At 62.5% G+C, this 26387-nt stretch carries 26 protein-coding genes and 1 tRNA gene; 12 read left to right on the top strand and 15 right to left on the bottom strand.

Going from position 1 to position 26387, the window contains the following annotated elements:
- Positions 1-97 precede the first annotated feature (97 nt).
- Positions 98-838, bottom strand: coding sequence for a substrate-binding periplasmic protein (locus NCG91_RS11415; RefSeq protein WP_099665327.1), 741 nt, complete (start codon positions 836-838; stop codon positions 98-100).
- A gap of 43 nt (positions 839-881) precedes the next feature.
- Between NCG91_RS11415 and NCG91_RS11410 the strand changes: the two genes are divergently transcribed.
- The 7 genes from NCG91_RS11410 to NCG91_RS11380 are packed head-to-tail and all read left to right on the top strand — an operon-like array spanning position 882 to position 9294.
- Positions 882-1181 (top strand): hypothetical protein, encoded by a 300-nt coding sequence (locus NCG91_RS11410; protein ID WP_251349780.1) that lies wholly within the window; start codon positions 882-884, stop codon positions 1179-1181.
- A gap of 19 nt (positions 1182-1200) precedes the next feature.
- Positions 1201-1932 carry an electron transport complex subunit RsxB gene (gene rsxB, locus NCG91_RS11405; RefSeq protein ID WP_251349779.1) on the top strand — a complete coding sequence of 244 codons (732 nt, stop codon included), beginning with the start codon at positions 1201-1203 and terminating at the stop codon, positions 1930-1932.
- Positions 1929-2576, top strand: a complete 648-nt coding sequence (gene nth / locus NCG91_RS11400) for an endonuclease III (protein ID WP_034782448.1) — start codon at positions 1929-1931, stop codon at positions 2574-2576. Before rsxB ends, nth begins: the two co-directional genes overlap by 4 nt.
- Positions 2577-2603: 27 nt before the next feature.
- Complete coding sequence (locus NCG91_RS11395) at positions 2604-5462, top strand: AMP-binding protein (RefSeq protein WP_251349778.1); 2859 nt, start codon at positions 2604-2606, stop codon at positions 5460-5462.
- A gap of 14 nt (positions 5463-5476) precedes the next feature.
- Positions 5477-7270, top strand: coding sequence for an AMP-binding protein (locus tag NCG91_RS11390; RefSeq protein ID WP_251349777.1), 1794 nt, complete (start codon positions 5477-5479; stop codon positions 7268-7270).
- Position 7271: 1 nt separating this feature from the next.
- A complete protein-coding gene (locus NCG91_RS11385; protein WP_251349776.1) occupies positions 7272-8162 on the top strand; it encodes a hypothetical protein in 891 nt (296 codons plus the stop codon).
- Between the two features lie 34 nt (positions 8163-8196).
- Entirely contained in the window at positions 8197-9294 is a 1098-nt protein-coding gene (locus NCG91_RS11380) for an MBOAT family O-acyltransferase (RefSeq protein ID WP_251349775.1), read from the top strand.
- A 177-nt stretch (positions 9295-9471) separates the two neighbouring features.
- Here NCG91_RS11380 and proB read toward each other — a convergent pair whose 3' ends face one another.
- The 5 genes from proB to rplU form a co-directional block, all read right to left on the bottom strand.
- Positions 9472-10590 carry a glutamate 5-kinase gene (gene proB, locus NCG91_RS11375; protein ID WP_251349774.1) on the bottom strand — a complete coding sequence of 373 codons (1119 nt, stop codon included), beginning with the start codon at positions 10588-10590 and terminating at the stop codon, positions 9472-9474.
- 27 nt (positions 10591-10617) lie between these two features.
- Complete coding sequence (locus NCG91_RS11370; RefSeq protein ID WP_035825091.1) at positions 10618-11028, bottom strand: hypothetical protein; 411 nt, start codon at positions 11026-11028, stop codon at positions 10618-10620.
- Between the two features lie 12 nt (positions 11029-11040).
- Positions 11041-12150, bottom strand: coding sequence for a GTPase ObgE (obgE, locus tag NCG91_RS11365; RefSeq protein WP_077400162.1), 1110 nt, complete (start codon positions 12148-12150; stop codon positions 11041-11043).
- 113 nt (positions 12151-12263) lie between these two features.
- Positions 12264-12536, bottom strand: a complete 273-nt coding sequence (gene rpmA / locus NCG91_RS11360) for a 50S ribosomal protein L27 (RefSeq protein ID WP_070219281.1) — start codon at positions 12534-12536, stop codon at positions 12264-12266.
- 40 nt (positions 12537-12576) lie between these two features.
- Positions 12577-12888 carry a 50S ribosomal protein L21 gene (gene rplU, locus NCG91_RS11355; RefSeq protein WP_034754730.1) on the bottom strand — a complete coding sequence of 104 codons (312 nt, stop codon included), beginning with the start codon at positions 12886-12888 and terminating at the stop codon, positions 12577-12579.
- Between the two features lie 304 nt (positions 12889-13192).
- Between rplU and ispB the strand changes: the two genes are divergently transcribed.
- The gene (gene ispB, locus NCG91_RS11350) at positions 13193-14182 is read left to right on the top strand and encodes an octaprenyl diphosphate synthase (protein ID WP_099395339.1); all 990 of its coding nucleotides are present in this window, start codon (positions 13193-13195) and stop codon (positions 14180-14182) included.
- A gap of 66 nt (positions 14183-14248) precedes the next feature.
- Here the strand turns inward: ispB and arsH are convergent, their stop codons facing one another.
- Genes arsH through NCG91_RS11335 form a run of 3 tightly spaced genes read right to left on the bottom strand, consistent with a single transcriptional unit; the run spans position 14249 to position 15778 of the window.
- Positions 14249-14986, bottom strand: a complete 738-nt coding sequence (gene arsH, locus NCG91_RS11345; protein WP_251349773.1) for an arsenical resistance protein ArsH — start codon at positions 14984-14986, stop codon at positions 14249-14251.
- Position 14987: 1 nt separating this feature from the next.
- Entirely contained in the window at positions 14988-15410 is a 423-nt protein-coding gene (gene arsC / locus NCG91_RS11340) for an arsenate reductase (glutaredoxin) (protein ID WP_251349772.1), read from the bottom strand.
- Positions 15407-15778, bottom strand: coding sequence for an ArsR/SmtB family transcription factor (locus NCG91_RS11335; protein ID WP_251349771.1), 372 nt, complete (start codon positions 15776-15778; stop codon positions 15407-15409). The genes arsC and NCG91_RS11335 overlap by 4 nt, the downstream gene beginning before the upstream one ends.
- 133 nt (positions 15779-15911) lie before the next feature.
- Between NCG91_RS11335 and NCG91_RS11330 the strand changes: the two genes are divergently transcribed.
- The 3 genes from NCG91_RS11330 to NCG91_RS11320 all read left to right on the top strand — a co-directional run bounded on the left by NCG91_RS11330 (position 15912) and on the right by NCG91_RS11320 (position 19660).
- Entirely contained in the window at positions 15912-18005 is a 2094-nt protein-coding gene (locus NCG91_RS11330) for an AsmA family protein (protein ID WP_251349770.1), read from the top strand.
- 54 nt (positions 18006-18059) lie between these two features.
- Positions 18060-18136: transfer RNA gene (locus tag NCG91_RS11325), tRNA-Pro, on the top strand.
- 129 nt (positions 18137-18265) lie between these two features.
- Positions 18266-19660: a GntP family permease gene (locus tag NCG91_RS11320; RefSeq protein ID WP_251349769.1), complete on the top strand. Its 1395-nt coding sequence runs from the start codon at positions 18266-18268 to the stop codon at positions 19658-19660.
- 1 nt (position 19661) lies between these two features.
- Here NCG91_RS11320 and NCG91_RS11315 read toward each other — a convergent pair whose 3' ends face one another.
- From NCG91_RS11315 to NCG91_RS11300, 4 genes are all read right to left on the bottom strand, one after another.
- A complete protein-coding gene (locus tag NCG91_RS11315) occupies positions 19662-21065 on the bottom strand; it encodes a sodium:solute symporter family protein (RefSeq protein WP_251349768.1) in 1404 nt (467 codons plus the stop codon).
- A 105-nt stretch (positions 21066-21170) separates the two neighbouring features.
- Positions 21171-21965 (bottom strand): 3-oxoadipate enol-lactonase, encoded by a 795-nt coding sequence (gene pcaD, locus NCG91_RS11310; RefSeq protein WP_251350062.1) that lies wholly within the window; start codon positions 21963-21965, stop codon positions 21171-21173.
- 45 nt (positions 21966-22010) lie between these two features.
- Positions 22011-22301: a muconolactone Delta-isomerase gene (gene catC / locus NCG91_RS11305; RefSeq protein ID WP_251349767.1), complete on the bottom strand. Its 291-nt coding sequence runs from the start codon at positions 22299-22301 to the stop codon at positions 22011-22013.
- Positions 22302-22454: 153 nt separating this feature from the next.
- Positions 22455-23564: a muconate/chloromuconate family cycloisomerase gene (locus tag NCG91_RS11300; protein WP_251349766.1), complete on the bottom strand. Its 1110-nt coding sequence runs from the start codon at positions 23562-23564 to the stop codon at positions 22455-22457.
- 102 nt (positions 23565-23666) lie between these two features.
- On the opposite strand from NCG91_RS11300, the gene NCG91_RS11295 reads away from it, so the two are divergent.
- Positions 23667-24581 carry a LysR family transcriptional regulator gene (locus tag NCG91_RS11295; protein ID WP_251349765.1) on the top strand — a complete coding sequence of 305 codons (915 nt, stop codon included), beginning with the start codon at positions 23667-23669 and terminating at the stop codon, positions 24579-24581.
- Between the two features lie 3 nt (positions 24582-24584).
- Here the strand turns inward: NCG91_RS11295 and NCG91_RS11290 are convergent, their stop codons facing one another.
- Both NCG91_RS11290 and NCG91_RS11285 read right to left on the bottom strand, forming a co-directional pair.
- Positions 24585-24977, bottom strand: coding sequence for a hypothetical protein (locus NCG91_RS11290; RefSeq protein WP_251349764.1), 393 nt, complete (start codon positions 24975-24977; stop codon positions 24585-24587).
- A gap of 56 nt (positions 24978-25033) precedes the next feature.
- On the bottom strand, positions 25034-26383 hold the full coding sequence (locus NCG91_RS11285; RefSeq protein WP_251349763.1) for a PepSY-associated TM helix domain-containing protein: 1350 nt from the start codon (positions 26381-26383) through the stop codon (positions 25034-25036).
- Positions 26384-26387 lie beyond the last annotated feature (4 nt).

The raw sequence follows: 26387 nt of genomic DNA, 5'->3' as shown, positions 1-26387 counted from the left end.
TGGCTGCAGACTAAAGGATGGACAAACAAACAAGAACGAATGGTTTCGTATTTAGATATTTCGTTTTGGCAACTAACAACAGCGGCGGCGCGCCGTGTCAGGGAGTCGCCGGGGCGGTCGCCAGGCTCTGGTCGAGCCGCTTCCAGTAATCGCGTTCCAGCCGGGCCGTATCGATATCGCGCGCCGCCTCGTTGAAGCGTTTTTGCCACGCCGCCCCCCCGGCATCGCGCTGGAAGCACACATGCACGGGACGCTCCTTGAAGACGGTATCGATGACGGCGATGCGTTCGCGCTCGGCCTTGCTGAAGTTGCGCCCCATCAACAAGTGCTGCAGGACATGGCGCTCGATGACGATCACGCGGTAACGCTTGATGAACAGTTTCTTCAGATTCGTCGCGTCGTTCAAACCCTCTTCCGTCTTCAGCTCGCCACGCGCCACCATGCCGTCGAACTGTTCCCCATTCGAGTAGCCGGCCACGGTGCCGATGCGCAGCTTGCCCAGGTCGGCCAGGCTGGCGCCAGGCACGCCGTCCTCTTTCAGGTAGGCCAGCACACCCTGCGTGTTACCAACCGGAACAGAAAAGTGGCAGAGTTTTTCCCGTTCCGGCGTGCGCCACACGGCCAGAAACCCGGCATAGCGGGAACTGGCCAGGCCAAACTGCATGGCGCGCTTCCAGGGAAAATAGTCATACTTGACCGTATAGCCGAGACGCTCGAAAACGGCGCTGACCATGGCGCCCGACATGCCATCGGCCGGTAGGCTGCGGGAAATAAAAGGCGGCCAGTCTTCCGCCGCGAAGCGGACGATGCGCGAGCTGGCAGCGCCCGGCGCCGCCATGGGGGAACTAGCCTGCCCGTGTGCAAGGGCAAGTGCAGAGTGCATGAACAAACAGAAGGGCAAACCAACTGTCCGGAGGAAACGCATGTTTGGCTCCTATGGCCTGGCGCACCTTGCAATGCAGGCGCGGCAACAGGACTGGCGGTCGGCTTTTTTGATCACTGGCTTGATAAAAATCATGCTCCCACAAAAAAAAGAAATTGCAAAGTTGTTTATTTGCACTTTGACATTCCCAGGGGAAATAAAATACGATTGCGGCGCGCCTGCAACAGGCTGTCATGCCGCCGGCTATCCCCTCTTGCGCAACAGGTTTTTACTTGTGCGCGCGCCGGATGGCCGATAATGGCGTTTTACCGTGGAAGATGACCGTGCCGCACCCTGCCCCTCCCTCACTTGCCGACCAGATCGAAGACTTGCTGCCGCAAACGCAATGCACCAAATGCGGCTACAACGGTTGCCGCCCGTATGCGGAAGCGATTGCCGCCGGCAGCGCCGACATCAACCAGTGCCCACCGGGCGGCGCGCAAGGCATCGTGCGCCTGGCCGGCTTGCTGGGCAAAAAAGTCATCCCGCTCAATCCCGTCAACGGCCTCGAACGTCCGCGATCTGTCGCCTATATCGACGAATCGCTGTGTATCGGCTGTACCCTGTGCATTCAGGCTTGCCCGGTGGACGCCATCGTCGGCGCCGCCAAGCAGATGCACACGGTGGTGACAAGCCTGTGCACGGGCTGCGACTTGTGCGTGGCGCCCTGCCCCGTCGACTGCATCGTCATGTACCCGGTCAGCGGCGACGCCACGGGCTGGGATGCCTGGAGCCAGGCAGAAGCAGACGACGCGCGCGCGCGCCACGATTTCCGCACGCAGCGCCTGCGCCGCGAAACGGAGGAAAACGAAGCGCGCCTGGCCGCCAAGGCCGTCGCCAAGATGCGCGAAGTGACGCAGGAAGTGCCCGTCACGCCCGACGAACAGGCGGAAAAGGAACGCAAGCGCGCCATCATCGCCGCGGCCATGGAGCGCGCGCGCGCCAAGGCCGCTGCCGCCAGCACGGATACCCCCCAGCCAGCCCCCACCACCCCGAAAAAAGACGCATGAACGCCGCCAAACGCCTGGAAATCTTTACGCGCTTTCGCGCCGCCAATCCCTCCCCGAAAACGGAACTCGACTACACGACGCCGTTCGAGCTGCTGATCGCCGTGCTGCTGTCGGCACAGGCGACGGACGTGTCCGTCAACAAGGCGACCCGCTTGCTGTATCCGGTCGCCAATACGCCAGCCACGATACTGGCCCTGGGCGTGGACGAGCTGGCCAGCTACATCCGCACCATCGGCCTGTTCCGCACCAAGGCGAAGAACGTCATCGCCACCTGCCAGATCCTGCTCGAGCAGCACGGCGGCGAAGTGCCGCGCGACCGCGCCTCGCTGGAAGCCTTGCCCGGCGTGGGCCGCAAGACGGCGAACGTGGTCATGAACACGGCGTTTGGCGAACCGACGATGGCCGTGGACACGCATATCTTCCGCGTCTCGAACCGCACCGGCATCGCGCCAGGCAAGAATGTCGATATCGTCGAGCAAAAACTGCTGAAATTCATCCCCAAGGAATTCCTGCACGACGCCCACCACTGGCTCATCCTGCACGGCCGCTACACGTGCACGGCGCGCAAGCCACAATGCTGGAACTGCATGATTGCCGACCTGTGCGATTACAAGGACAAGTCGCCGATGCCGGCCGTGGTCTGACAACACACCTTTACGAACGGCGACACCATGTTGCAAACGACACTAGATACCCTGGCTTGCCCCGCCTGCCGACAGCCCCTGCAAAGCAACACGCCAGCCGAGGCGTCGGCACCGTTGCTGGAAGCGATATTGAGCTGTCCGGCGTGCGCGATTACCGTTCCCGTCGTGCAAGGCTTTGTGCTCTTTACGGAAGCACGGCAAGGCGGCGATGCCCATATGCTGCCGGCGATGCGTGCCCAGCTGACGCCCAGCGCCGACTATCTGTCCTTCATGCACCGCCGCCATGTGCGCCGCATTCCCGACCGCTACGCCGCCTTTCAACCCTTCAATGAATCCACCCGCGCCTTTTATGCCTTGCTGGACCTGATCAGGGAGCATTTGCAACCTGGCGACCTCATTCTCGACACCTGGGGCCGAACGGGCTGGAGTGGCGAAATGCTGGCTGCGGCGTTTCCCCAGCAACATGTCATTTCTGTATGGGAAGGCAACTTCGATGTGCTCGGCTACATGGGATATGCGCACTGGTTGCCCGCTGGACAGCGCGCGCCCAACCATGACATTATTTTCTTGCCGCCGGGTAGTCCCATGCCTTTTCGCGACGGCACCTTCGCGCTGATTCATGGCCTTGATTCACTACATCGTTATGCGCCACTGACCTTCGCCGGCGACATGCTGCGCATCGCCCGCAGCGATGCGCCGATCATCTTCCCGCATGTACACATGGCCAATAGCCAGCCCACGCCGTACTTCGAGCGCGGCGGCAACATTATTCACGGCCGTTGCTATCAGCAGCGCTTTGATGCTGCGCAAGCACGCGGCGAACGCAAGACGCTGGTGATGTCGGAGGTAACCCTGTTCGACGCCATCGGACAGTTGCATGGCGAGCCGGCCACTGCACACTACAACGGCGTCGTGGCGCTGGTGCCTCCCGCATGGGAAGGGGCGCCCCTGCGCCAGGCCGATCTCGACCTGGCATTGCCCGCATCGCGCGCCGTCGTCAATGCCGTGCTGCGGCTCGACAGCTTGAACGGCTGGTGTGTGCCCGATACCGATGCGCTGGGTGGCTTGATGCAAGATTTGCTGGTGCGCCATCCTTGTTATGCGCAACGCCTGGTGCGCCTGGGGCAACACAAACTGAGTGGTGAGCAATTGCAGATCCTGTTCCAGCTGGGCCAGTTGCGTACTCTGGAACAAGTGGCGCAGCGCCTGCGCCTGCCAGTGGAATACGTTTGCCAGCAAGCCAGGAACATGGTCGATATGGAACTGCTGCAGATGGCCCCCATCAGCGGCGCCATGGCACGCTTGCAATCGTACTATGCCAGCCAGATCGTGCGTCCGCTGCCACAGGAAGAAACCTTTGAGTATCTGTGGCAATTACTGCCCACGCTGTACCAGCAGCGCCCGCTCCTGCTGTGCGGCATGGACGACAGCGCCTTTGGCTGGGCCGAAGTCGCGCTACTCGTGCCGGCGTTGCAACGGGGCTTGCTGGCGATGGGCGTGCGGGCAGGTGACCGCGTCGCCATGCTGTGTGCCCACCACCCTGAAGCGGTACTGCTCAGCTGGGCCTGCTGGCGCATCGGCGCTGTCGTGGTTCCCTTGCGCAAGGAATTGACGGACACGCCCGCCTTGCTGCAACCCTTGCTGGAACGCATTGCTCCCGCCCTGCTGGTACTGGATCATCCCCGTCACAGCGCCGCCGCTTTGGCAAGCTGCCCGGCGCTGCTGCTCGACGATATCGGCCAGGAAGCGGCGGCGGTCTTGCCGCCAGATTGCGCATTGCCTGAATTATCAGCCTTGCTGGAAGGCTGGATGGAGCTGCCGCCGACGCCGGAGCTGCCCGGACAGGCCGTCCACCCCGACGATCCTGCCGTGATCCTGTTTACTTCTGGCAGTACTGGCATCCCCAAGGGCGTCGTCCACAGCCAGCGCGCCCTCATGCAGAGCGGCCAGCTGGCGGCGACGGAATTTGGCTGGCATGATGGCGACATCCTGCTGTCGCTGGGCGACTGCCACACCATGAGCGGCTTACGCAACCCCATGGTCGCCGCCCTGTTTGCCGGTGCCAGCGTGTATCTGGCCGATGAAAACGAACGGGGCAATGTCGGCAAGACCTTGCAAGCGGCCCAGCGCCATGGCGTGACCGTCCTGGCGACAGGTCCCGCCTGGCTAGCCATGCTGCAGTTGCTGCCGGCCCACCTGACCCTGCACCCGGCCAGCTTGCGGCAAATCATTTCCACGGGCGCGCCCCTGCAAACGTCGCTGCACGCGGCCTTGAGCGAGCGCATGCGGCTCGCCATCATCGATTATTACGGACTGACGGAAACGGGGGGGCTGTGCATGCTGTTCCAGCACGCGCCCGGTGCCACGCAAGCTTGCGGCCGCGCCGTCGGCGCCATCGTGCAAATCTGCGATGACAGGGGCATGCCGCTCGGGAAAGGACAAACAGGGGAATTGCGCGTGCACAGCAACCAGCTCATGCTGGAATACTGGCGCGATCCGGCGCAAACGGCGTCCATCGCCCGCGATGGCTGGATCTTCACTGGCGATATCGCCAGCCACGATGGCCTCGGCAACATTACCTTGCTGGGCCGGCACGACGACCAGCTCAAGAACGAATATGGCGACATCGTCCACCCTGCCCCGCTGGAACGGGCGATGTGCAGCTATCCACACGTCAGGGAAGCCGCCATCACCGCAGGACCACAGGGACTGATCGGCATGCTGGTGGTCGACGGCGGCTTCGAATTACCCGCTTTTGTCGCCTATTGCCGCCAGCACGCGCAAATCGAGGCATTCCCCCGTGACCTGCGCATCCAGGCAGCGTTACCGTACACGGCCGCAGGAAAACTCGACCGCCGCGCGCTGGCCCATTCAATCACACCATAACAAATACGCTCACCATGTTTCAGACTCGTCCCACACCTGCGAATACGCCATTCCTGATCGGCCCCAAGTCTTTGTCGCATAGCCATCTGGAGGAACAAATCCTGCAAGTGGCTGCCCGGCTGATCAGCAGCGAACTGCACAATAAACGCGTGCTGCTGATGGTGCGCGACGATCTGGCCTATGCGCCCTTGTTGCTCGGCTGCATGCGGGCCGGCGCGATTCCCCTGCTGCTCGATCCGGGAACCTCGGTGCGGCAAGTCAGGGATTTACTGCAGCATACGCATATCGATGGCGTCATTGCCGATGCGGACGCCATCGACCTGTGGCGCGCCGAGGGTGTCCCTCTGCCGGCGCAGCAGATACGCGTCGGCACTGTCCAGGCCAAGGGTTTGCTGCTGAACAAGCTGCTGGGACGGCGGGCGCCAGCCGACCTGGACAACTGGCCTGGCCTGCTGTCCGCTCCCGCACCGGCACCGTTGCCGCCGGCAAGACAGGAGGGGCCTGCCTATGTCGTGTTCACCTCCGGCAGTACGGCCCGTCCGAAAGGCGTGGAAATGCACTGGCCCGCCCTGCTCGCGCATTTGCAGACGATCGGCGAACATTACGCGCTGACGCCCGCATCACGCCTGCTGAACCTGATGCCGCTATCGCATGCCGATGGCCTGGTGCAAGGCGTGCTGCTGGCTTATCAACGCGGCTGTACCCTGGTGCGTCCTGCGCCATTCAGCATTGTCGCCATCGAGAGCATCCTGATTGCGATCTACCGCGAACAAGTCACGCACCTGATCGCCGCGCCCACGGCATTGGCCCTGATGCAGCAATATGGCGCCCACCTGGCGGAAAACTTCGAGAATGGCCATTTCCGCTTCGCCGTTTCCTGCAGCGCCCCCTTGAGCGCGGCTACCTGGACCAGCTTCAGCCAATGTTTCAATGTAAAGCTCATCAATACCTACGGCTTGAGTGAAACGGGAACCTGCGGACTATATGCCGGACCGGACGCGGCCAGCCACAAGATCGGCAGCGTGGGCATGCCGCGCGACATGCTGGCAAAAATCTTGCGAGACGATGGCAGCGAGGCCGGCTGCGACGAGGCCGGAGAACTGTGCCTGCAAGGTGCCAACCTGATGCAGGGCTACCTGGACAATCCGCAAGCGACCGCTGCCGTCCTGCGCAATGGCTGGCTGCATACGGGTGACCTGGCACGGCGCGACAGCGATGGCGTGTACTGGATCACGGGGCGTATCAAGGACGTGATCATTTGTGGCGGCTACAATCTGTCGCCGGAAGCCATCAATGGCGTACTGATGCAACACCCGGCCGTCCTGGAAGTGGCGACCGTCGCCTTGCCTGACCCGACGTGGGGCGAAATCCCCGTCGCCTGCGTAGTATTGCGCCCTGGCATGGAGGCGGACAACCAGCAACTGCTGCTGCATTGCGCCCAACATCTGGGTGCACACGAATTGCCGAAACGCATTAGTTTTACCGGCCAATTGCCGCGCACGCCGTCAGGCAAGGTCATCACGGCACAGTTGCAGCACGCGCTATCGCTTGCGCCCAAGGAAACAAGCGCCCACGGCGATCAGCAGGCAGACATTTTTGCGCTGGCCGCGGACCTGTTCAATTTACCGGCAAGTGCGCTGAAGGGGGATTCAGGCCCCGCCAATACGCCAGGCTGGGATTCGCTGGCACATATCAACTTCGTGATCGGCCTGGAAACGCTGTTCAAGGTGCGTCTGAGTCCATCGGATGTGGTGCATATGGAAACCATGGACGCCACCGTGCAACTGATCAAGCGGCTGACGCGCTGAGATGGCGAACGCACTTCCTCTGCGCATCTGGCCATACAGTGCGGCGCTGGCAGCTGGCGTGGTCGGACTATGCATGCTGCTGCGTCATGTGCCCGGCCCACGCTACGACAATACGATTGCAGGCCAGACGAAAACGTTTCTCGACGCGCCCAGGCCAGAAGGGAAATGGCGCGTGCTGGCGCTGGGTTCGTCCCTGCTCCATGCCGCCACCCCGCAAATAGCCAGCGTGCAGCGTGCCGAGCTGCCGGACATCGCCTGGATGCGGATGACGAAAGGCGGCGCAGGTATCGGCTATTTGCAATCGAGCCTCGCCACCCTTGGCAGCCGCCCACCGGAGGTGCTGGTCCTCGAACAGAACCTGTTCTTGCCAGATGATGGCAACGCGACAATGGATCAACTACGCGAAGATGTCTGGCACTGGGGCAAGCAAGCTGCTTCATTGCTCACCGCTGGCAAACTTGCCTCGCCACCGCGATACTGGGAGCGCAATGATCAGGAACTTGCATTTACCTGCGGCCCGGAGCTGAAGAAATTAAGCGCGTCACAAATACGGCAGCATGCTGCCGAACTACAAAATCTGTATCGACAGAGCACCTTCGATGCTGCACTGATCAACAACATTGCCACGCTGGCGCAACGGGGCGTGCGGGTGATACTGCTCGATGTGAGGCGATCATTGCTGATTGAACAACAGACGGCGCAACAAAAGACAGACTGGCAGCGGCGCTTGCAAGCATTGCTGCCTGCGAGCCAAAACATCATCTATCTAGCCTCGCCCGCACTCACCGAACAAAACCTTTATTGCGACGCCAGCCATCTGAACACGCAGGGCGCGCGTCAGTTCGCTCCCTGGTGGCAAACCCAGTTACGGCAGTTGCGGGACAGGGGTTGACATGGTGTGGCTGACAATTTTTGGCATGCTGTGCATGCTTGTTCTGGTCGTGCTTTACTGGCGTTTGCCAGTGGCCTGGCGCCCCTGGCTGCTGGTGGCCACAGGCGGCGCGCTGCTATGGCATGATGGCTGGGCCAGCATGGCGGCCTGGGGTGCATTGCTGGCATGGCTGGCCTTCATCTGCGGCCCCCGATGGCGGCGCCCGGCCCTGATGCAGACGCTGGGCCTGACGGGTGTCTTGCTTGCCTTTCTGGCTTACCAGTACGCGAAAGCCGGCCATGGCATCGCCGCCTACCTGGGCTACGCCTTCGTCTCGCTGAAAGCCTGGCACCTGATCGCCGAGCATGGCGGCGGTGGCATCGCGCGCGATGGCCGCACCGGCACGACCCTGGGCTATCTGCTCTTCCCGCCCACCCTGGCCGTCGGTCCGGTCCAGCGTTACGATGCCTTCCGCATGGAACTACTGCGCGCGCGCTGGGACAGGCAACTCGCTTCGCCAGCACTGCAGCGCATGCTGTACGGTTATTGCAAGGTGGTTTTACTCGCAGGGTATATTCTCAATTTCAAATTCAACACTCTGAATTTGTCCACCGGTTACGCCTGGCTCGATGCCTATCTGCCCTTGCTCGGTTATGGCTTGAACCTGTATTGGCAATTCTCGGGCTATTGCGATATCGCCATCGGCTTCGCCGCGCTGCTGGGCATACGCGTGCCGGAAAATTTCAACTTTCCTTTTGCTGCCCGTAATCTGCCCGATTTCTGGCGCCGCTGGCACATCACGGTGTCGGAATGGTGCCGCGATTTCGTTTTCCGGCCCATCCTGACGCGCACGCGGCAATACCTGTTTGCCAGCCTGGGCAGCATGATCGTGCTGGGCTTGTGGCATGAGCTGTCGCCGCGCTACTTGGCCTGGGGCCTGTTCCACGGTGCCGGCCTGGCCATCGTCCACCTGTGGGGCAAGCACATGCCATGGGCGGAGCTGTTGCGCCGCTACACCCTGTGGCGATTCTCCAGCTGGTTTTTGACCTTGCAATTTGTCATACTGAGCTTCGCGCTGACGTCGACGCCGGACCTGCAAACGGCCTGGTCTTGCCTGACGGTGCTGTTCGCACCACTGTTACCTGGGAGTTAAGGTGTACCAATTTCTCTTGCGCTACCTGCCAGCGCCGCTCGTGCACGGGCTCTTCACGCTATGGTATGGGGGACTGCTGCTGCTGCTGTGGCTGAAATGGCCGCTGGCGCTGGGAATGGGATTTCGTTACGGGCAACTGTAGGCCGGGACCGATGCAGGCATCGGCCCCGTTATCGCTTACAGCAACACCATATTGTCGCGGTGGATCAGCTCATGGCCTTCCATGTAACCGAGAATGGCTTCGATTTCGGTGGACGGCTTGCGCATGATGCGGCGCGCTTCGCCGCTCGTGTAGTTGGACAGGCCGCGCGCCACGGGCACGCCATCCACGTCGACGCAGGTGATCACGGCGCCGCGGCCGAATTCGCCGTTCACGCCCGTCACGCCGATCGGCAGCAGGGACTTGCCTTCCTGGCGCAGCTTTTGCACGGCGCCCGCATCCAGCACGACGGCGCCGGCCGTGTGCAGATGATCTGCCATCCACTGCTTACGCGCCGTCAATTGCCCCGTTTGTGCCAGCAACTCCGTGCCGATCGCTTCGCCCTGGGCGAGGCGGCTGAGCACGTCGCTGTCGCGGCCCCAGGCGATGATGGTATGGGCGCCGGACTTGGCGGCGCGCTTGGCGGCGAGGATTTTCGTCAGCATGCCGCCACGGCCCAAGCTGCTGCCGGCGCCGCCGGCCATCGCTTCCAGGGCCGGATCGCCGGCGATGCCTTGCGTGATCAGGTAGGCGGTCGGGTCCTTGCGCGGGTCGGCCGAGAACAGGCCGTGCTGGTCCGTCAGGATGACGAGCGCATCGGCCTCGATCAGGTTGGCCACCAGCGCGCCCAGGGTATCGTTGTCGCCGAACTTGATTTCGTCGGTAACGACGGTGTCGTTTTCATTGATGATCGGCACCACGCCCAGGCGCAGCAGGGTCGTCAGGGTGGAGCGGGCATTCAGGTAGCGTTCGCGGTCGGCCAGGTCGGCGTGCGTGAGCAGCACTTGCGCCGTGCCGAGGCTGTGGGCGCGGAAGCTGCTTTCATAGATTTGCGCCAGGCCCATCTGGCCGACGGCGGCGCAGGCCTGCAATTCGTGGATATCGGTGGGGCGCTGCTCGAAACCGAGGCGCAGCATGCCTTCGGCGATGGCGCCGGAGCTGACGAGCACCACTTCCTTGCCCAGGGCGCGCAAGCCGGAAATCTGCGCGGCCCAGCGCGCGATGGCGGCATGGTCGAGTCCGCGGCCATCGTTGGTGACCAGCGAAGAGCCGACTTTGATGATGATACGGGTAGCTTTTTGAATCACGGAATCCATGGGGCGGCGCTCTTCACTTAATAGACGTCAGCGCGCAGGACGCAGCAGCAGCAAGGCCAGCCCCGCCGTCAGCTCCATTGCGCACATGAACAACACAAAACCCTGGGGCAAGCCGAAGCTGATGGCCGCGAACAGACGGCCGGCGGGCTGCGCCAGGACCAACATTGCTGTGATATCGCCGAGGACAGGCGGTTCGCCCTGCCGTGCCGCGAACAGCGCCAGGAGCGCGGTAGCGCCCCAGACACCGACATGCGTGGCGTAGAACTGGCTGTAGCCATTGACGCCATTGAGGAAGATGCCCATGCCGGCCGCCATTTCATCGGCGAACAACAGGCAGGCGACCGCGCTCAGCCCGTAAGCATACGCGATCAGATGCAATACACGGCGCTGCCACGCTTGCTTGCGCGCTGGCGCGGCAGCGGCCGTCTGTACCGACATCAGGGTAAAGCCTTAGTCGAGGATCTTGAAACGCGGATCATCCGGGTCGATCGACGAGATACCGCGTGCTTCTTCGGTCATCTGCGTTTCTTCGGCACGGCTTTCGCTGTGTTTCTTCGCTTCCAGATGCTGGTAAATCGCATTCACCAGTTCCGGGCAACCTTGATGGTTCAGCGCGGAAATCTCGAAGACGGGACCTTTCCAGGCGAAACGCTTGAGGAAGTCCTTGACGATCTTCTTGCGCTCTTCTTCCGGCACCATGTCGAGCTTGTTCAACACCAGCCAGCGCGGCTTGTCGACCAGCGACTCGTCGTACTTCTTCAATTCCTTCACCAGCGCCTTGGCTTCCTTGACAGGATCGACGTTGGTTTCGAACGGCGCCAGATCGACGATGTGCAACAGCAAGCCCGTACGCTGCAAGTGGCGCAGGAATTGATGGCCCAGGCCCGCGCCTTCGGAAGCGCCTTCGATCAAGCCGGGAATGTCGGCGATCACAAAGCTCTTCTCGTGCGACACGCGCACCACGCCCAGGTTCGGGTGCAGGGTGGTAAATGGATAATCGGCAATTTTCGGGCGCGCGTTCGAGACGGCCGAAATGAAGGTCGACTTGCCGGCGTTCGGCATGCCCAGCAGGCCCACGTCGGCCAGGACTTTCAATTCCAGGCGCAGTTCGCGGCGTTCGCCTTCCTTGCCCTCGCCTTTTTGGCGTGGCGCGCGGTTGGTCGAGGACTTGAAGTGGATATTACCCCAGCCGCCTTCGCCGCCCTTGGCCAGCAATTCGATCTGGCCGTGTTCGGTCAAATCGGCCAGGATTTCGCCGCTCGCGTTGTCGATGATCAAGGTGCCCACAGGCATGCGCAGGTGGATGTCATCCGCGCCCTTGCCATAGCAATCTGCGCCACGGCCAGGCTCGCCATTGCGAGCCTTGTGCATTTTGGAGAAACGGAAATCGACGAGCGTGTTGATATTGCGGTCGGCGACAGCCCAGATGGACCCGCCCTTGCCGCCATCGCCGCCATCGGGACCGCCGAAAGGCCGGAATTTTTCACGGCAGAAAGATGCGCAGCCGTTGCCGCCATCGCCCGCGATGACTTCGATTTTTGCTTCGTCGATAAACTTCATAATTTTGCCGCCATAAAACTAAAAAGGCTCTACCTTGGGCAGAGCCTTTCGATTGAAGGCTTGCGCCTTACATCATGCGATCATGGCGGAGCGAACTGGCGCTCCGCGATGAATTACGCTGGTACTGCTTCGTTTGGTACAACGGTCACGAATTGCTTCGAGCCAGCACCTTTGACAACGAACTTCACTTTGCCCGCGATCAGCGCGAACAACGTGTGGTCCTTGCCCATGCCTACGCCTTCGCCGGCGCGCACTGGGGTGCCGCGTTGACGAATGATGATGCCGCCAGCATTGATAGCTTGGCCGCCGTAGACTTTAACGCCCAGACGTTTTGATTCTGAATCACGGCCGTTTCGCGTTGTGCCGCCGCCTTTTTTATGTGCCATTTAAGACTCCTTGATAGCTGATTAATTCAAACAGCGGCGATTAGCCGTTGATCGAAACGATTTGGATTTCGGTAAAATTCTGGCGATGGCCTTGATGCTTTTGGTAGTGCTTACGACGACGCATCTTGAAAATTTTGACCTTATCATGGCGACCATGCGCCACAACCGTAACCAGTACCGTTGCACCTTCGACCAATGGAGCACCAAACTTGATGCTGTCGCCCGCGCCTACTGCGAGCACTTGATCGATGGTGATTTCGGAACCAATGTCTGCCGGTATCTGTTCTACTTTAAGTTTTTCGCCAGCGACAACTTTGTATTGTTTGCCACCGGTTTTTATGACCGCGTACATGATTTGAAACCTCATCAAATGTTGAAAGAATTTGTCCCACTGCCATGAAAAGCAAGCCGTGCACAACAGGGGGAACCAGCGATTATACACGGACTGAGAAATTGCGTCAAAAACTATTCACAAAGCTTGATGATCGTGGTATGTCGACAACCTGACCATCATGTCAGGCTTGCGCCAGGCGGACAGCAAAACGCGCGCCAGTGCCAAGCAGATCAATCAATTGCTCTACAGTCATAGGCAAACGTCACGCACGCGCAAGCCTTGTCGTATAATCGCGGCACCCACAATCTAATGCAGGTTCGCCTTGTCTGACGCTAACAAACACGTTAACCAAAACACCATCGTGCAAACGATTGCCGCCGATATGGACGCAGTCAATACGGTGATCCGCCAAAAGTTGCACTCCGATGTGATTCTGATCAACCAGATCGCTGAATACATCATCAGCGCAGGCGGCAAACGCATCCGTCCCGTGCTGATCTTGCTGGTGGCCAATGCCCACGCCTATCGCGGCACGGCGCACCATGAACTGGCCGCCGTGGTCGAATTCATCCATACCGCCACCCTGCTGCACGACGACGTCGTCGACGAATCGTCGATGCGCCGCGGACGCCAGACGGCCAACGCCCTGTTCGGCAATGCCGCCTCCGTGCTGGTGGGCGATTTCCTGCACTCGCGCTCGTTCCAGCTGATGGTGTCGCTGAATAATATGCGCGTCATGCAAATCCTGTCCGACGCCACCAACGTGATCGCCGAAGGCGAAGTGCTGCAGTTGCTGAACATGCACGATCCGGACGTGACGCAAGACAGCTACCTGAACGTCATCCGCTCGAAGACAGCCAAGCTGTTCGAAGCGTCGGCGCAACTGGGCGCCCTGATCGCCGGCGCCAGCGAAGACGATATCGAAGCGGCTGCCGAATACGGCCGCTCGCTGGGTACGGCTTTCCAGCTGATCGACGACGTGCTCGACTATGCAGGCGACGCTGCCGAAATCGGCAAGAACGTGGGCGACGACTTGCGCGAAGGCAAACCGACCATGCCGCTGATCTGGCTGATGGAAAACGGTACGCCAGAGCAACGCGAACTGGTGCGCAGCTGCATCGAGCAAGGCGACGAACAGCATTTCGACGCCGTCCTGACGGCCATCACCAGCAGCGGCGCCCTCGACTACACGCGCAAGCAGGCGGAAATCGCCGGCCAGCGCGCCGCCGATGCCATCGCCGGCTGGCCGGACAGCGTCTATAAGCAATCCATGCTGCAACTGTGCTCGTTTGCCGTGGACCGCAATCACTGATCGCGATTTGCGTTACAGCAAAGACAACGGCGCCGATGGCGCCGTTTTTTATGCACTGTCGAAAAGCTAGGTGCGCTCGTGCTCCATCGCCGCGCCCGCCAACTCCTGCACGATGGCCGGCTCCGCTTCCAGCCGTTCGCTGTAGCGGCTGCCCAGGTAATCGCGGCGGTCGCGCACCAGCAGGGTGAATTTGTACAATTCCTCCATCACGTCGACCAGGCGCTCGTAATACGGCGACGGCTTCATGCGGCCGTCATCGTCGAATTCCTGATACGCCTTGGCAACGGAAGACTGGTTCGGAATGGTGACCATGCGCATCCAGCGTCCCAGCACGCGCAAGCCGTTGACGGCGTTGAACGATTGCGAACCACCGGACACTTGCATCACGGCAAGAGTTCGCCCCTGCGTGGGCCGCACGCTGCCCGTTTCCAGCGGTAGCCAGTCGATCTGCGACTTAAAGACACCCGTGACGGCGCCGTGCCGCTCGGGGCTGCACCATACCTGCCCTTCCGACCACAGCGACAGCGCGCGCAACTCTTGCACTTTCGGATGCTCGGGCGACACGCTGTCGACCATGGGCAAGCCGTGCGGGTCGAACACGCGCGTGTCGGCGCCGAAGTGGCGCAGGATACGCTCCGCCTCAAGCGTCATCAGCTTGCTGTACGAGCGCTCGCGCAAGGAGCCGTACAGCAGCAAGATACGCGGCGCGTGGGTGGACACGCTGGCCGGCGCCAGCTTGTCCAGGTCCGGCACGTCCAGGTGCGCGGCGCTGATGTTCGGCAACTCGTTGGCAAGGTCTGTCATCTCAAGCCACCGGCTTGCCGTCGGCGCCCACCACGGCCTGGCCGTCTTCCTTGGCAAATGCGCCCTGCTGCGGCAGCGGCAGGATTTCCAGCACTTTTTCAGACGGCCGGCACAGGCGCACGCCCATTTCCGTGACGACGATGGGGCGGTTGATCAAGATAGGATGGGCTTGCATCGCGTCGAGCAGGGCCGCATCGGGCAAATCCGGATTGGCCAGGCCCAGCTCGTCGTACAGGGCGCCCTTGTCGCGCATGACGGCGCGCACGGACAGGCCGGCGCGGCCGATCAGGTCGACCAATTCCTCGCGCGAAGGCGGATGCTTGACGTAATCGATGATGACGGGTTCGACGCCCGTGTTGCGGATCAGGGCCAGGGTATTGCGCGAGGTGCCGCACGCCGTGTTGTGGTAAATCGTGATCGTCATGTCGTGATGTCCTTCAGTAAATGTGGTTCGCTGACGCAGCAAGACGCGCCAGCGCAGCAGTTCTCGGTCAAAAAGGCCAGCAAGCCGTTCATGCCCGCATAGTTGGTCGCATAGATGATGGAACGGCCCGCCTTGCTTGCCGTTACCAGATTGGCGTGCGCCAGTTCTTTCAAGTGAAACGACAGCGACGAGGGCGCAATGGCCAGCGCTTCGGCGATTTTCGTCGCCGCCATGCCTTGCGGCCCCGCTTGCACCAGCAGGCGGAACACGGCCAGCCGCGATTCCTGTGCCAGCGCGGCCAGGGCCACGATGGCGGAAGTGCTCGTCAGCGGTGTCGCTCCGCTCGCTATTTGCTGTGTATTTTCCATATTTCAATAATAGTCGAATTATTGAATCTTTTCAAGCCACACGCCTTGGCTACCTATCTTACGTAACCTAGCGCACCGACTTTCATGGCCTATCGGTCTACCTTGATGAAAAAATCACTGCGATCGGCATCCCATGACACGCTCGACACCCCTGAAAATCCTCGGCTGGAGCCTGGCCGCCCTGCTGGCCCTGGTCGCCATCGTGGTCATCTTTGTGCTGACCTTCGACTGGAACCGCGCGCGCCCCTACATCAACGAGAAGGTGTCGGAAAGCACGGGCCGTACCTTCGTCATCGGCGGCGATTTGCAGGTGAAATGGAAACAAGGGCTGAAAACGGAGCCCGGCTGGCGCCGCTACGTGCCGCGGCCCATCATCAGCGCGCAGGACGTGCGCATGAGCAACCCGGACTGGGCCACGGCCGGCCCGCAGCTGGCCAGCGCGAAACGCATCGACGTGGCCCTCCATCCATTGCCCTTGCTGCAGCACAAGGTAGTGCTGACGGACCTGGCGCTCGACGCGCCGAACATCGCCCTGCAGCGGCGCGCCGACGGCAGCAACAGCTGGACCTTCAAGGATAACGGCCCTTCGGCATGGGACGTGGAAATCCAGCGCATGGCCTTCGGCGACGGCGCCATCCGTTATCTGGACGAGGGCATCGCGCTGGACGTGCGCGCCAAGGTCAGCTCGACGGCGCCCGATGCCACGCCGGGCGACGCGCCAGGCAGCGCGCCCGTGCAGAAATACGGCATCGCATTCACCCTGGGCGGAACCTATCGCAAAGCGCCCGTGACGGGCGGCGGCAAGGCCGGTGCCGTGCTGTCCTTGACCGATAACAACACCGTGTATCCCGTGCAGGCGCATGCCGTGCTGGGCAAGAACAAGGCCAGCATCGATGGCACCTTGACGGACCCGCGCTCGCTGTCGGGCATCGATTTGCAGCTGAGCCTGGCCGGCGCCAGCATGGCCGACCTGTATCCGCTGACGGGTGTGCTGCTGCCGGAAACCCCGGACTACGCCACCAAAGGCCGCCTGCTGGGCAAGAAAGACGGCGCCACCTGGAACTGGACCTATCAAAACTTCAAGGGCACGGTGGGCCAGAGCGACCTGGCCGGCACCCTGCAGTATTTGCCGCGCCAGCCGCGTCCCTTGCTGCGCGGCGAAGTGACGTCACAGCAATTGCGCCTGGAAGACCTGGGCCCCACCATCGGCGCCGACAGCAATGCGCAGAAACAGGCGCGCGGCAAGGCGCCTGTGCAGCCCGACAACAAAGCCTTGCCCGTGGAACAGTTCAATACAGCCAAATGGAATGCGCTCGACGCCGACGTGAAATTCACGGGCAAGAAACTGGTGCGCACGCACGATATCCCGCTCAACAATGTCGTCGCCAACATCCACATGAAAGACAAGGTGCTGAGTCTGACGCCGCTCAACTTCGGCATGGCCGGCGGCGACATCACCTCGAACATCACGCTCGATGGCCGTCAAAAGACCATCGCCGCGCAAGCCAAGGTGGCGGCGCGCCACCTCAAAATTCGCGAACTGTTTCCCAAGCTGCAATCGATGCAAGCGAGCTTCGGCGAAGTGTATGGCGATGCGGCGCTGACGGGCCACGGCAATTCCGTCTCGGCCATGCTGGCCAGCGCGAATGGCGAGCTGGCGGCCACCGTCAGCGAAGGCTCCGTCAGCCAGTTCATGCTGGAACTGGCTGGCCTGAACCTGGCCAACGCCGTCTTCGTGAAAATCTTTGGCGACAAGCAAGTCCACCTGAACTGCCTGGCCAGCGACTTCGCCGTCACGAATGGCCAGGCCGACGTGCGCCGCTTCGTGCTCGATACGGACACGGCCGTCGTGAATGTCACGGGCAACGTCAACCTCGCAAGAGAAACCCTGGACCTCGACGTGCGCCCGCGCACCAAGGGCGCGCGCATCATCACCCTGCGCACGCCGTTGTACGCGAAAGGCACGTTCAAGAACCCGGACGTGGGTCCGCAAAAAGGCCCGCTGGCCCTGAAAGCCGGCGCCGCCGTGGCCCTGGCCACCGTCGTCACGCCGCTGGCCGCCCTGCTGCCGCTGGTCAACGTCGACAAGGCGCCCGACACGGACTGCGCCGCCGTCATGGCGCAAGCAAACGCCACCCGCAAGGCCCCCGCCTCGCCGGCGACGAACGCGCCAGCCAAGAAAGTGAGCGAAGCGGACATCAGGAAGGCCCAGCAGGAAAAGAAATAAGCTTTGATGCAACCGCTTGAAACCCTTTCCGCCATCTGCTGTAATAAAGAAAAGCGGGGTGTGGCTCAGCCTGGTAGAGCGCTGCGTTCGGGACGCAGAGGCCGGAGGTTCGAATCCTCTCACCCCGACCAGCCTTATCTTCCTTGCTGCGCCTGCATCAACTGCTTGCACCTTGACCTGCGCGTTGGTGTCTTGCCGAGAAGTATGATACTAATTACATCATTGGTATCCTGATCACTTTCCGCGCAAGGGCTTGACCGATGTCTTTCCTGATAGTTCTGGCCGCATTGGCCTTTCTCATGCTGGCCGCCTACCGCGGCTACAGCGTAATCCTGTTTGCGCCCGTCGCCGCACTGGGCGCCGTGCTGCTGACAGATCCGTCGGCCGTGCCGGCCGTCTTCAGCGGCATCTTCATGGAAAAGATGGTGGGCTTCATCAAGCTGTATTTCCCCGTCTTCTTGCTCGGCGCCGTGTTCGGTAAACTCATCGAGCTGTCCGGCTTTTCCCAGTCCATCGTCGTGGCGGCCATTCGCTATATCGGCAGCTCGCGCGCGAATGCCGTCATCGTTGCCGTGTGCGCGGCCCTGACCTATGGCGGCGTGTCGCTGTTCGTGGTGGTGTTCGCCGTGTATCCGTTCGCGGCCGAGCTGTATCGCCAGAGCAATATTCCCAAGCGGCTGATGCCGGGCGCCATCGCCCTGGGCGCGTTCTCGTTCACCATGGATACCTTGCCCGGCACGCCGCAGATCCAGAACATCATCCCCACCACCTTTTTCAATACGACGGGCTGGGCCGCGCCATGGCTGGGCACCATCGGCGCCGTGCTGACGGTAATCATGGGCCTGGCTTTCCTCGAATGGCGCCGCCGTTCCGTCATGGCGACGGGCGAAGGCTATGGGGCCGAGGCCGAAAAGGCCAAGGCCGACGTGGGCGACCTGCCCCATCCGCTGCTGTCGGTAGCGCCTCTGGTGCTGGTAGGGGTGGCCAACTTTGCGCTGACCCGGCTGATTCCCCACTGGTACGGCGCCAGCTACTCGCTCACCGCCGAGGCGTTGCCAGGGCTGCATGCGCCCGTAACCACGTCGATCGCCTCCGTGACCGGTATCTGGGCCGTGGAAGGCGCCTTGTTGCTGGGTATCTTGCTGGTCTGCGTGACGGCTTTCGGGCGCATCCGCGCCGCCTTTGCGGAAGGCACCAAGGCGGCCGTGGGCGGCGCCTTGCTGGCGGCCATGAATACGGCGTCCGAATATGGCTTTGGCGGCGTCATTGCCGCCCTGCCCGGCTTTCTTTCCGTCAGCAACACCTTGCGCAGCGTACCCGATCCCCTCGTCAACGCGGCCGTGTCCGTCACGACCCTGGCCGGCATTACGGGTTCGGCCTCGGGCGGCATGAGCATCGCGCTGGCCGCCATGTCGGACAGTTTCATCCAGGCCGCGCAGCAGGCGCATATTCCGCTGGAAGTGATGCACCGCGTGGTGGCCATGGCCAGCGGCGGCATGGATACCTTGCCGCACAATGGCGCCGTGATCACCCTGCTGGCCGTCACGGGCCTCACGCACCGCCAGTCCTACCGCGACATTTTCGGCATCACCGTCATCAAGACCGTGGCCGTGTTCCTCGTCATTGCCCTGTATTACCTGACGGGGCTGGTCTGACCTAGAGCCGTGACGACGATGCCGGCTTCGCCACGGCTTGCGCCGGCTTGAACAGATGGCTGATGCCCATGGTCAGCAGCGGACCGGCCAGCGCCAGGTAGGAACTGTCCACGCCATACGGATTGCCTGCCAGAAACCAGCCGATGGTGGCGATCACCGAGACGATCACGCCGACAAAGGCGCCGCGCGGCGTGCCGAATTTCGGCGCATAAAAGGCCATCAGCACCAGCACGGCCAGGGTGGCGCGCAGGGCCTTGCCCAGGAAGGCGATCATCAGCAGTTTTTCCGCATACAGCGCCAGCACCAGCGGCAGCAAGCCCGCCACAACGATGGCGATGCGCAGGAACATCAGCGATTTCGCATCGTTCTTTGCCTTGTTGTACCAGGGGTCATAAAAATCCTTCATGGCCAGGGTGGCCGATGCCAGGGTGGTGGCGGAAATGCCGCCGAACAGGGCGCCGGCCAGACCGACGATCATGATGCTGGCGGAAAACGCCGGCATGTGGGCGATCAGGGTCGGGAAGGCGTCGATCGACTTCATGCCCGGATACAACACGGCGCTGCACATGCCGATCAGCGCGGCCATCAGGCCGAACGGAATCATCAATGACGACACGTAATAGCAGGCGCGCTTGGCCACGGCCGGGTTGTCCGTGCTGACGAGGGCCTGGATCACGTATTGCGTGGCGAAGATGGAACCGATACCGCCGATCATCCACGCGATGATCTGGCCCCAGCCGATCTCGACCCAGTTGAACATCTTGGCCGGCAGCTGCGCCTGCAGCGCGCCGATGCCGCCGGTTGCTTCCAGCGCATACGCCAGCGCCAGGATCACGCCCAGGTATTTGACGATGGAGTGGGCGAAATTGGTGTACACCACCGAGCGCATGCCGCCCAGACTGACATAAATCACGGTGATGGCACCCACCAGCAGGATGGCCACCGTCTTGTTGATGTGCAGCACGGCCGCCAGCACGGCGCCACCGCTCGCATACAGGGCCACGGCAACGATGCTCAGCGCGACGATGGTAAGGATGGATGCCGCATAGCGCACAGGTTCGCCGTACGTCTGCGCCAGGATGCCGGAAATCGTCGATTGCCCGCTTTCCTTGTATTTTTTCACCAGCACGATGGCCAGCAGCAAAAAGCCCAGCGACAGCGCCACCAGGTTCCAGGCGGCGGAAATACCCAGTTCATAACCCTTCTGGGCCGTGCCGATGCTCACGGAACTGCCGATGAATTCCGACAATAGCAGCGCGCCGATCAGGTAAGCGGGATAGTTGCGTCCGCCCGCCGTCATGCCCTCGGCGCTGTTGGCATGCTTGCGCACGCTATACGTAATGTACGACATGAGGGCGAAATAGCCCACCGTGACTGCCGCGATAATGATCAATCTGTTTTCCATCTGTCTACTCCAAGTTTGCTTTTTTTCTTATTATTTTTTCAAAAAAGCTTCCCCTGCCGCGTGCCGGTCTTTGCCGGTGGCGGTGCTCAGGGGCAAAGCGAAATCTTACCCTGCCGGCGACGATACAAAGGCGTGCAGCTGCGCCGTGAAGGCCTGCGCCGCCTCGACATTCGACAAATGCGACGCGGGCACCTGGGCCAGCTGTGCACCTGCCACCTGCCGCTGCAGCCAGCGCGCATCGTCCACCGTGGTGACGGGATCGTGCTCGCCGGCGATGACCAGGGTCGGCACCGCAATCGTGGCCACCTGCGCGCGCAAGTCCGCCTGTGCCAGCGCTGCGCAGCAGGCCGCGTAGCCTTCGGCATCCTGTCCGCGCAGGGTGGCGATCATGCGCGCCACCGTGGCCGCTTCACGCGCGATGAAGGCTGACGTAAACCAGCGCGCGGCGGCGCCGTCGGCCACCGTGGCAATGCCGTCGCGGCGCACCTGCGCCGCGCGCGCCAGCCAGGCGTCGGCCGTGCCGATGCGCGCCGCCGTATTCGCCAGCACGAGCTTCGTCAAGCGCTGCGGCTGGTGAATGCCCAGCCACTGGCCCGTCAAGCCGCCCATGGAAATGCCGCAGAACGCGGCACGGGCGATATCCAGGTGGTCGAGCAGCGCCACCACGTCCAGGCCCAGGCGCTCGATGCCGAACGGCGCGCCGCCGCTGGCCGAGCGGCCATGACCGCGCGTATCGTAGCGCACGACATAAAAGTCGCTGGCCAGGTCCGCCGCCTGGGTATCCCACATGGACAGGTCCGTGCCCAGGGAATTCGACAGCAGCAGACATGGTTTGCCACGCTCGCCGTCGGTGCGGTAATGCAGCAGCGTATCTTCCCCGTTCCAGGTGGTCACGACAATTCCGGTATCCCTCTGTTTCATCGCATGTATCCTTTGCTCCGCGGGTCAGGCATCGCCGTCGCGCACCGACGACGGGTGACGGCACAGCGGCATCACGTCGATCTGCATGTAGGGGAACAGCGGCAAGGAGGTGAGCAAGTTGTGCAGCTCGTCCACGCTGTCCACGTCGAAGACGCTGATGTTGGCGTACTGCCCGGCGATGCGCCACAGGTGGCGCCACTTGCCCTCGTGCTGCAGGCGCTGCGCCAGTTCCTTTTCCGTCTGTTTCAGTTGCGCCGCCTGCTCGGCGGGCATGCTCAATGGCAGGTTCACATTCATGCGTACATGGAATAACATGGTGTCTCCTTAAGATTTTTATAGGCACTTACAACGCCTAACAAAACCGTAGCGAGCGGAAGAGAGTTGCGGTCGAGAAGCGCAGCTGTACGAAGGTACAGTGAGCATCGCAGACCGTAAATCACGACGCGCAGTAGGTTTTGATAGGCGTCTTCAGGCGCGCTGCATGGCGCGCAGTTTGTCCATATCGATCTCGACGCCCAGGCCCGGCCCCGTCGGCACCTGCAGCATGAAGTCGCGGTACACGAGCGGTTCGCGCAAGACTTCCTGCGTCAGCAGCAGTGGCCCGAACAGCTCCGTGCCCCAGGCCAGTTCGGCAAAGGTCGAGCAGACGTGGGCCGTCGCGGCCGTGCCGACGCCGCCTTCGAGCATGGTGCCGCCGTACAGGCCGACGCCGGCCAGGCGTGCCACGGTGGCCACTTCCAGCGCCGGCAGCAAGCCGCCCGACTGCGTGATTTTCACCGCATACACGTCAGCTGCATCGGCCTGGGCCAGCGCCAGCGCGTCGGCGGGACCGTGCAAGGCTTCATCGGCCATGATGGCCACGTCGAAGCGCTGCGTCAGCCGCGCCAGCGCGGCGCGGTTGCCCGCCTTGACTGGTTGCTCGATCAAGTCGATGCCGCCCGCTTCCAGCGCGGCGATGCCGCGCACGGCGTCCGTCTCGCTCCAGGCCTGGTTGACGTCGACGCGCACGCTGGCCCGTTCGCCCAGCGCCCGCTTGATTTCCAGCACGTGGGCCACGTCGTCCATCACGTCGCGCAAGCCGATCTTCAGCTTGAAGATGCGGTGGCGGCGCAGTTCCAGCATTTTTTCCCCTTCGGCGATATCGCGCGCGGTATCGCCGCTGGCCAGCACCCAGGCCACGGGCAGCGCATCGCGCACGCGGCCGCCCAGCAATTCCGACAGCGGCACATTCAGGCGGCGCGCCTGCGCGTCCAGCAGGGCCGTCTCGATCGCGCACTTGGCGAAGCGGTTGCCCTGGATGACCTTGCGCACCCTGGCCATGGCCTTGGCCACTTCGCTCGCTTCCATGCCGACCAGCAGCGGCGCGATGTAGGTATCGATATTCGTCTTGATGCTTTCCGGGCTTTCGCCGCCGTAGCTCAAGCCGCCGATGGTGGTCGCCTCGCCCCAGCCCGTGATGCCATCGGCGCAGCGCAGCCGTACCATTACCAGGGTTTGCGTATTCATGGTGGCGACGGACAGCTTGTGCGGACGGATGGTTGGCACATCGACCAGGTAGGTCTCGATATTTTGAATCATATTTATTCCGTATAATTCTGTAGAGTGGAGACACGATATTCCCAGAATGCCCCCACGTCCAACACCGAGTTGGTATCAAACCTATACCTGAAAGGTATGAAGATGGAATTACGGCACTTACGCTACTTCGTGGCAGTGGCAGAGGAAAGGAACTTCACGCGGGCCGCTGCGCGCCTGCATATCGCGCAGCCGCCACTGAGCCGGCAGATGCAGCAGCTGGAAGAAACCCTGGGCGTGACACTGATCGAGAAAGGCTCGCGGCCCTTGCGGCTGACGGAAGCGGGCGAATTTTTCCTCGCCCACGCGCGCCCGCTGCTCGACCAGGTGCGCGACCTGAAGGCGATGACCCAGCGCATCGGCAAGCTGGAACGCACGCTGTCGATCGGCTTCGTCGCCTCGACCCTGTATGGGGAATTGCCCGACGTCGTGCACCGCTATTGCGAGCGCCATCCCGAGGTCGACGTGACCCTGCATGAAATGACGACGGTGGAGCAAATCAAGGCCCTGAAGGAAGGCCGCATCGACGTGGGTTTCGGGCGCCTGAAAAGCGAAGACCCCAGCATCCGCCGCATCCTGCTGCGCGAGGAGCGCCTGGTGGTGGCCCTGCCACCCGGCCACCGGCTGGCCAAGGGGGAAGGCGGATTGCGCCTGACGGACCTGGTGCACGAAACCCTGCTCGTGTACCCGAAAGCGCCGCGCCCCAGCTTTGCCGACCAGGTGCTGGCCATGTTCAGCGAAGGCAATGTCACGCCCGGCCCCGTCACGGAAGTGCGCGAACTGCAGATTTCCATGGGACTGGTCGCGGCCGGCCAGGGCATTTCCATCGTGCCGGAAAGCGTGCAGGCCATGCATCACCGGAACGTCGTGTACCGCAAGCTGGACGACAAGCATGCGTTCTCGCCCATTTTATTCAGCATGCGGCACATGGACCGCTCGCCCGAGCTGGACAACCTCCTCGCCGCCGTGTACTCGATCTACGATGAACACGGCATCGCGCACGTCAAGGAAAGCCTGTAGCCCTCAGGCAGACAGCGGCGCGTCGGCCAGCAATGCCGAACGCAGCGCGCGGATGCGCAGTTCCGTGAAATAGCCGCCCGCCTCGTTGTAGCGCAGGTAGTGGCGGCCGCAATTGAGGCAGCGGGCCACCTGGCTCAGATTAGCGGGATAGTAGCGCGGCGCGATGGGCGCATCGACGCTGTCGTAGCGCGTGCCCTGCGGGTGATACTCGTCAAACGTCGGTTCTTCGTACGGATCTTCGCGCAGGGTGCCGATTTCTTCAAACCGGTCCAGCTCCAGCGAGGTGGGCAGGCGCTGCCAGGCGTCCAACGGAACGGCGCAGCAGCTGCATTTCTGGGTAACCGCAGCCGACGCGGCGGCCAGTGCGGACAAGGCGGGGAAATCGATGAATACCATGGTTCAGCCTATGCAAGGGGCGGCCCATGGCAACGAGCCTGGCCGCGCCCCTTATTCTAGCGCAGCCACATCCGGCCGACACGCGGCCCACATTTTGCCAGGCCCAGCTCCAGCAGCATCAGCAGGCCGCCGGAGATGAGCAGCAGCGGCATCAGCGCACACATGCCCGCCGCCGTCATCCAGGCCAGCGTGGAAAGCGAGGTCCAGGCGCCGGGCAGCAGCTTGGGTAAACCCAGCGAGCCCGGCAAGCGCCGCTTGAAAAACATCACCCAGCCCGACACGAGCGAGAACAGCACGCTGGCGCCGAACAGCAGCAGCAAGGCCTGGTTCCACCAGCCGAATTCGCCGCGATGAAACGGGATGCCGATGGCCGTCGCCTTGCCGAACGCCGTCTGCGCCTCCCACCCCGCATAGTACAAAGGCTTGCCGCTGTAGGCGTCGAATTGCAGGTCGAAGCGCAAGGTGGGCTGGCTGCGGTCGGCCATGGTGGCGCGCCACACATCGTCCTGGCTGACGGGCGCCGTCAGCCGCACGGCGATGGCGGGCGCATGGCTGCGCGCCACCTGCCACGCATCCTGCCAGTCGAGCGGGGCGCCCTCCTCCGTTGAGTGCAGGCCGCGCGGCACGGGCGGCGGCGCCTGGCCGCTGACGTCACGCAGCGCGCGGATGCGCCCACCCGCCTGCTGGCTCCATGTCAGCCCGGTTGTCAGGATGACGACGCTGACGATGGCGAGCGCCACGCCGAGAAAAGCATGCCACTGGCGCCAGCCATTGCGCCCGCGCGCACCCCGCTTCGGCAAGCCCGATTGCCCGCCGCGCGGCCACCACAGCACCACGCCCGTTACCAGCATCACCATCAACCAGCTGGCCGCCAGCTCGATCATCCAGCGCCAGCCATCGTTTTGCAGCAGGCGCGAATGCAGCTTTTTCGCCCAGTTGCCGAAGCGCTCACTGCTGGCCAGGCTGCCCAGCACGCGCGCGTCATAGGGGTTCACATATACGACGGCGGCTTGCGCGGGCAGGCCGAACTTCGGCCTGACGGGCGTGGCCGGCGCGGCATGTCCGCCATGGCCCGCATGTTCATCCTGCGCGCCGCCGGGCGGCGCGAACGCCACCTGCACCGCGTCGTCCTGCTGAAACGGCGGCACCACGTGCTGCACCGCCCAGCCACGCGGCGCCGCCCGTTCGGCCGCTGCCACGGCGGCATCCAGCGGCAGCATGGCGCCCTGCGGCGCCACATGGTCGAGGTGCTGGTACAGCCTTGCCTCGATCTGCGGCGTGAATACGTACAAAATGCCCGTCAGGGTGGCCACAAGGGCAAACGGTGAAGCGATCAGCGCGGCCCAGAAGTGGATGCGCCAATACAGGCTTTTGCGCCGTGCGATGAGAAAAGTTGCGTCGTCCATGGCC

The sequence above is a fragment of the Janthinobacterium kumbetense genome, from assembly GCF_023703445.1.
GTDB classification, from domain to species: Bacteria; Pseudomonadota; Gammaproteobacteria; order Burkholderiales; family Burkholderiaceae_D; genus Janthinobacterium; species Janthinobacterium kumbetense.
This window is presented reverse-complemented; position numbering and strand designations above follow the sequence as displayed.

Coding starts and splice junctions, on each gene's coding strand:
- rpmA (WP_070219281.1), bottom strand. CDS start 12,536: ATGGCACATAAAAAAGGCGGCGGCACAACGCGAAACGGCCGTGATTCA.
- arsC (WP_251349772.1), bottom strand. CDS start 15,410: ATGACGATCACGATTTACCACAACACGGCGTGCGGCACCTCGCGCAAT.
- NCG91_RS11385 (WP_251349776.1), top strand. CDS start 7,272: ATGGCGAACGCACTTCCTCTGCGCATCTGGCCATACAGTGCGGCGCTG.
- NCG91_RS11290 (WP_251349764.1), bottom strand. CDS start 24,977: ATGGTATTCATCGATTTCCCCGCCTTGTCCGCACTGGCCGCCGCGTCG.
- arsH (WP_251349773.1), bottom strand. CDS start 14,986: ATGACAGACCTTGCCAACGAGTTGCCGAACATCAGCGCCGCGCACCTG.
- NCG91_RS11380 (WP_251349775.1), top strand. CDS start 8,197: ATGCTTGTTCTGGTCGTGCTTTACTGGCGTTTGCCAGTGGCCTGGCGC.
- NCG91_RS11285 (WP_251349763.1), bottom strand. CDS start 26,383: ATGGACGACGCAACTTTTCTCATCGCACGGCGCAAAAGCCTGTATTGG.
- NCG91_RS11370 (WP_035825091.1), bottom strand. CDS start 11,028: ATGTCGGTACAGACGGCCGCTGCCGCGCCAGCGCGCAAGCAAGCGTGG.
- NCG91_RS11320 (WP_251349769.1), top strand. CDS start 18,266: ATGTCTTTCCTGATAGTTCTGGCCGCATTGGCCTTTCTCATGCTGGCC.
- nth (WP_034782448.1), top strand. CDS start 1,929: ATGAACGCCGCCAAACGCCTGGAAATCTTTACGCGCTTTCGCGCCGCC.
- NCG91_RS11330 (WP_251349770.1), top strand. CDS start 15,912: ATGACACGCTCGACACCCCTGAAAATCCTCGGCTGGAGCCTGGCCGCC.
- NCG91_RS11390 (WP_251349777.1), top strand. CDS start 5,477: ATGTTTCAGACTCGTCCCACACCTGCGAATACGCCATTCCTGATCGGC.
- rsxB (WP_251349779.1), top strand. CDS start 1,201: ATGACCGTGCCGCACCCTGCCCCTCCCTCACTTGCCGACCAGATCGAA.
- proB (WP_251349774.1), bottom strand. CDS start 10,590: ATGGATTCCGTGATTCAAAAAGCTACCCGTATCATCATCAAAGTCGGC.
- NCG91_RS11295 (WP_251349765.1), top strand. CDS start 23,667: ATGGAATTACGGCACTTACGCTACTTCGTGGCAGTGGCAGAGGAAAGG.
- NCG91_RS11415 (WP_099665327.1), bottom strand. CDS start 838: ATGGCGGCGCCGGGCGCTGCCAGCTCGCGCATCGTCCGCTTCGCGGCG.
- NCG91_RS11335 (WP_251349771.1), bottom strand. CDS start 15,778: ATGGAAAATACACAGCAAATAGCGAGCGGAGCGACACCGCTGACGAGC.
- NCG91_RS11300 (WP_251349766.1), bottom strand. CDS start 23,564: ATGATTCAAAATATCGAGACCTACCTGGTCGATGTGCCAACCATCCGT.
- catC (WP_251349767.1), bottom strand. CDS start 22,301: ATGTTATTCCATGTACGCATGAATGTGAACCTGCCATTGAGCATGCCC.
- NCG91_RS11315 (WP_251349768.1), bottom strand. CDS start 21,065: ATGGAAAACAGATTGATCATTATCGCGGCAGTCACGGTGGGCTATTTC.
- NCG91_RS11410 (WP_251349780.1), top strand. CDS start 882: ATGAACAAACAGAAGGGCAAACCAACTGTCCGGAGGAAACGCATGTTT.
- NCG91_RS11395 (WP_251349778.1), top strand. CDS start 2,604: ATGTTGCAAACGACACTAGATACCCTGGCTTGCCCCGCCTGCCGACAG.
- obgE (WP_077400162.1), bottom strand. CDS start 12,150: ATGAAGTTTATCGACGAAGCAAAAATCGAAGTCATCGCGGGCGATGGC.
- rplU (WP_034754730.1), bottom strand. CDS start 12,888: ATGTACGCGGTCATAAAAACCGGTGGCAAACAATACAAAGTTGTCGCT.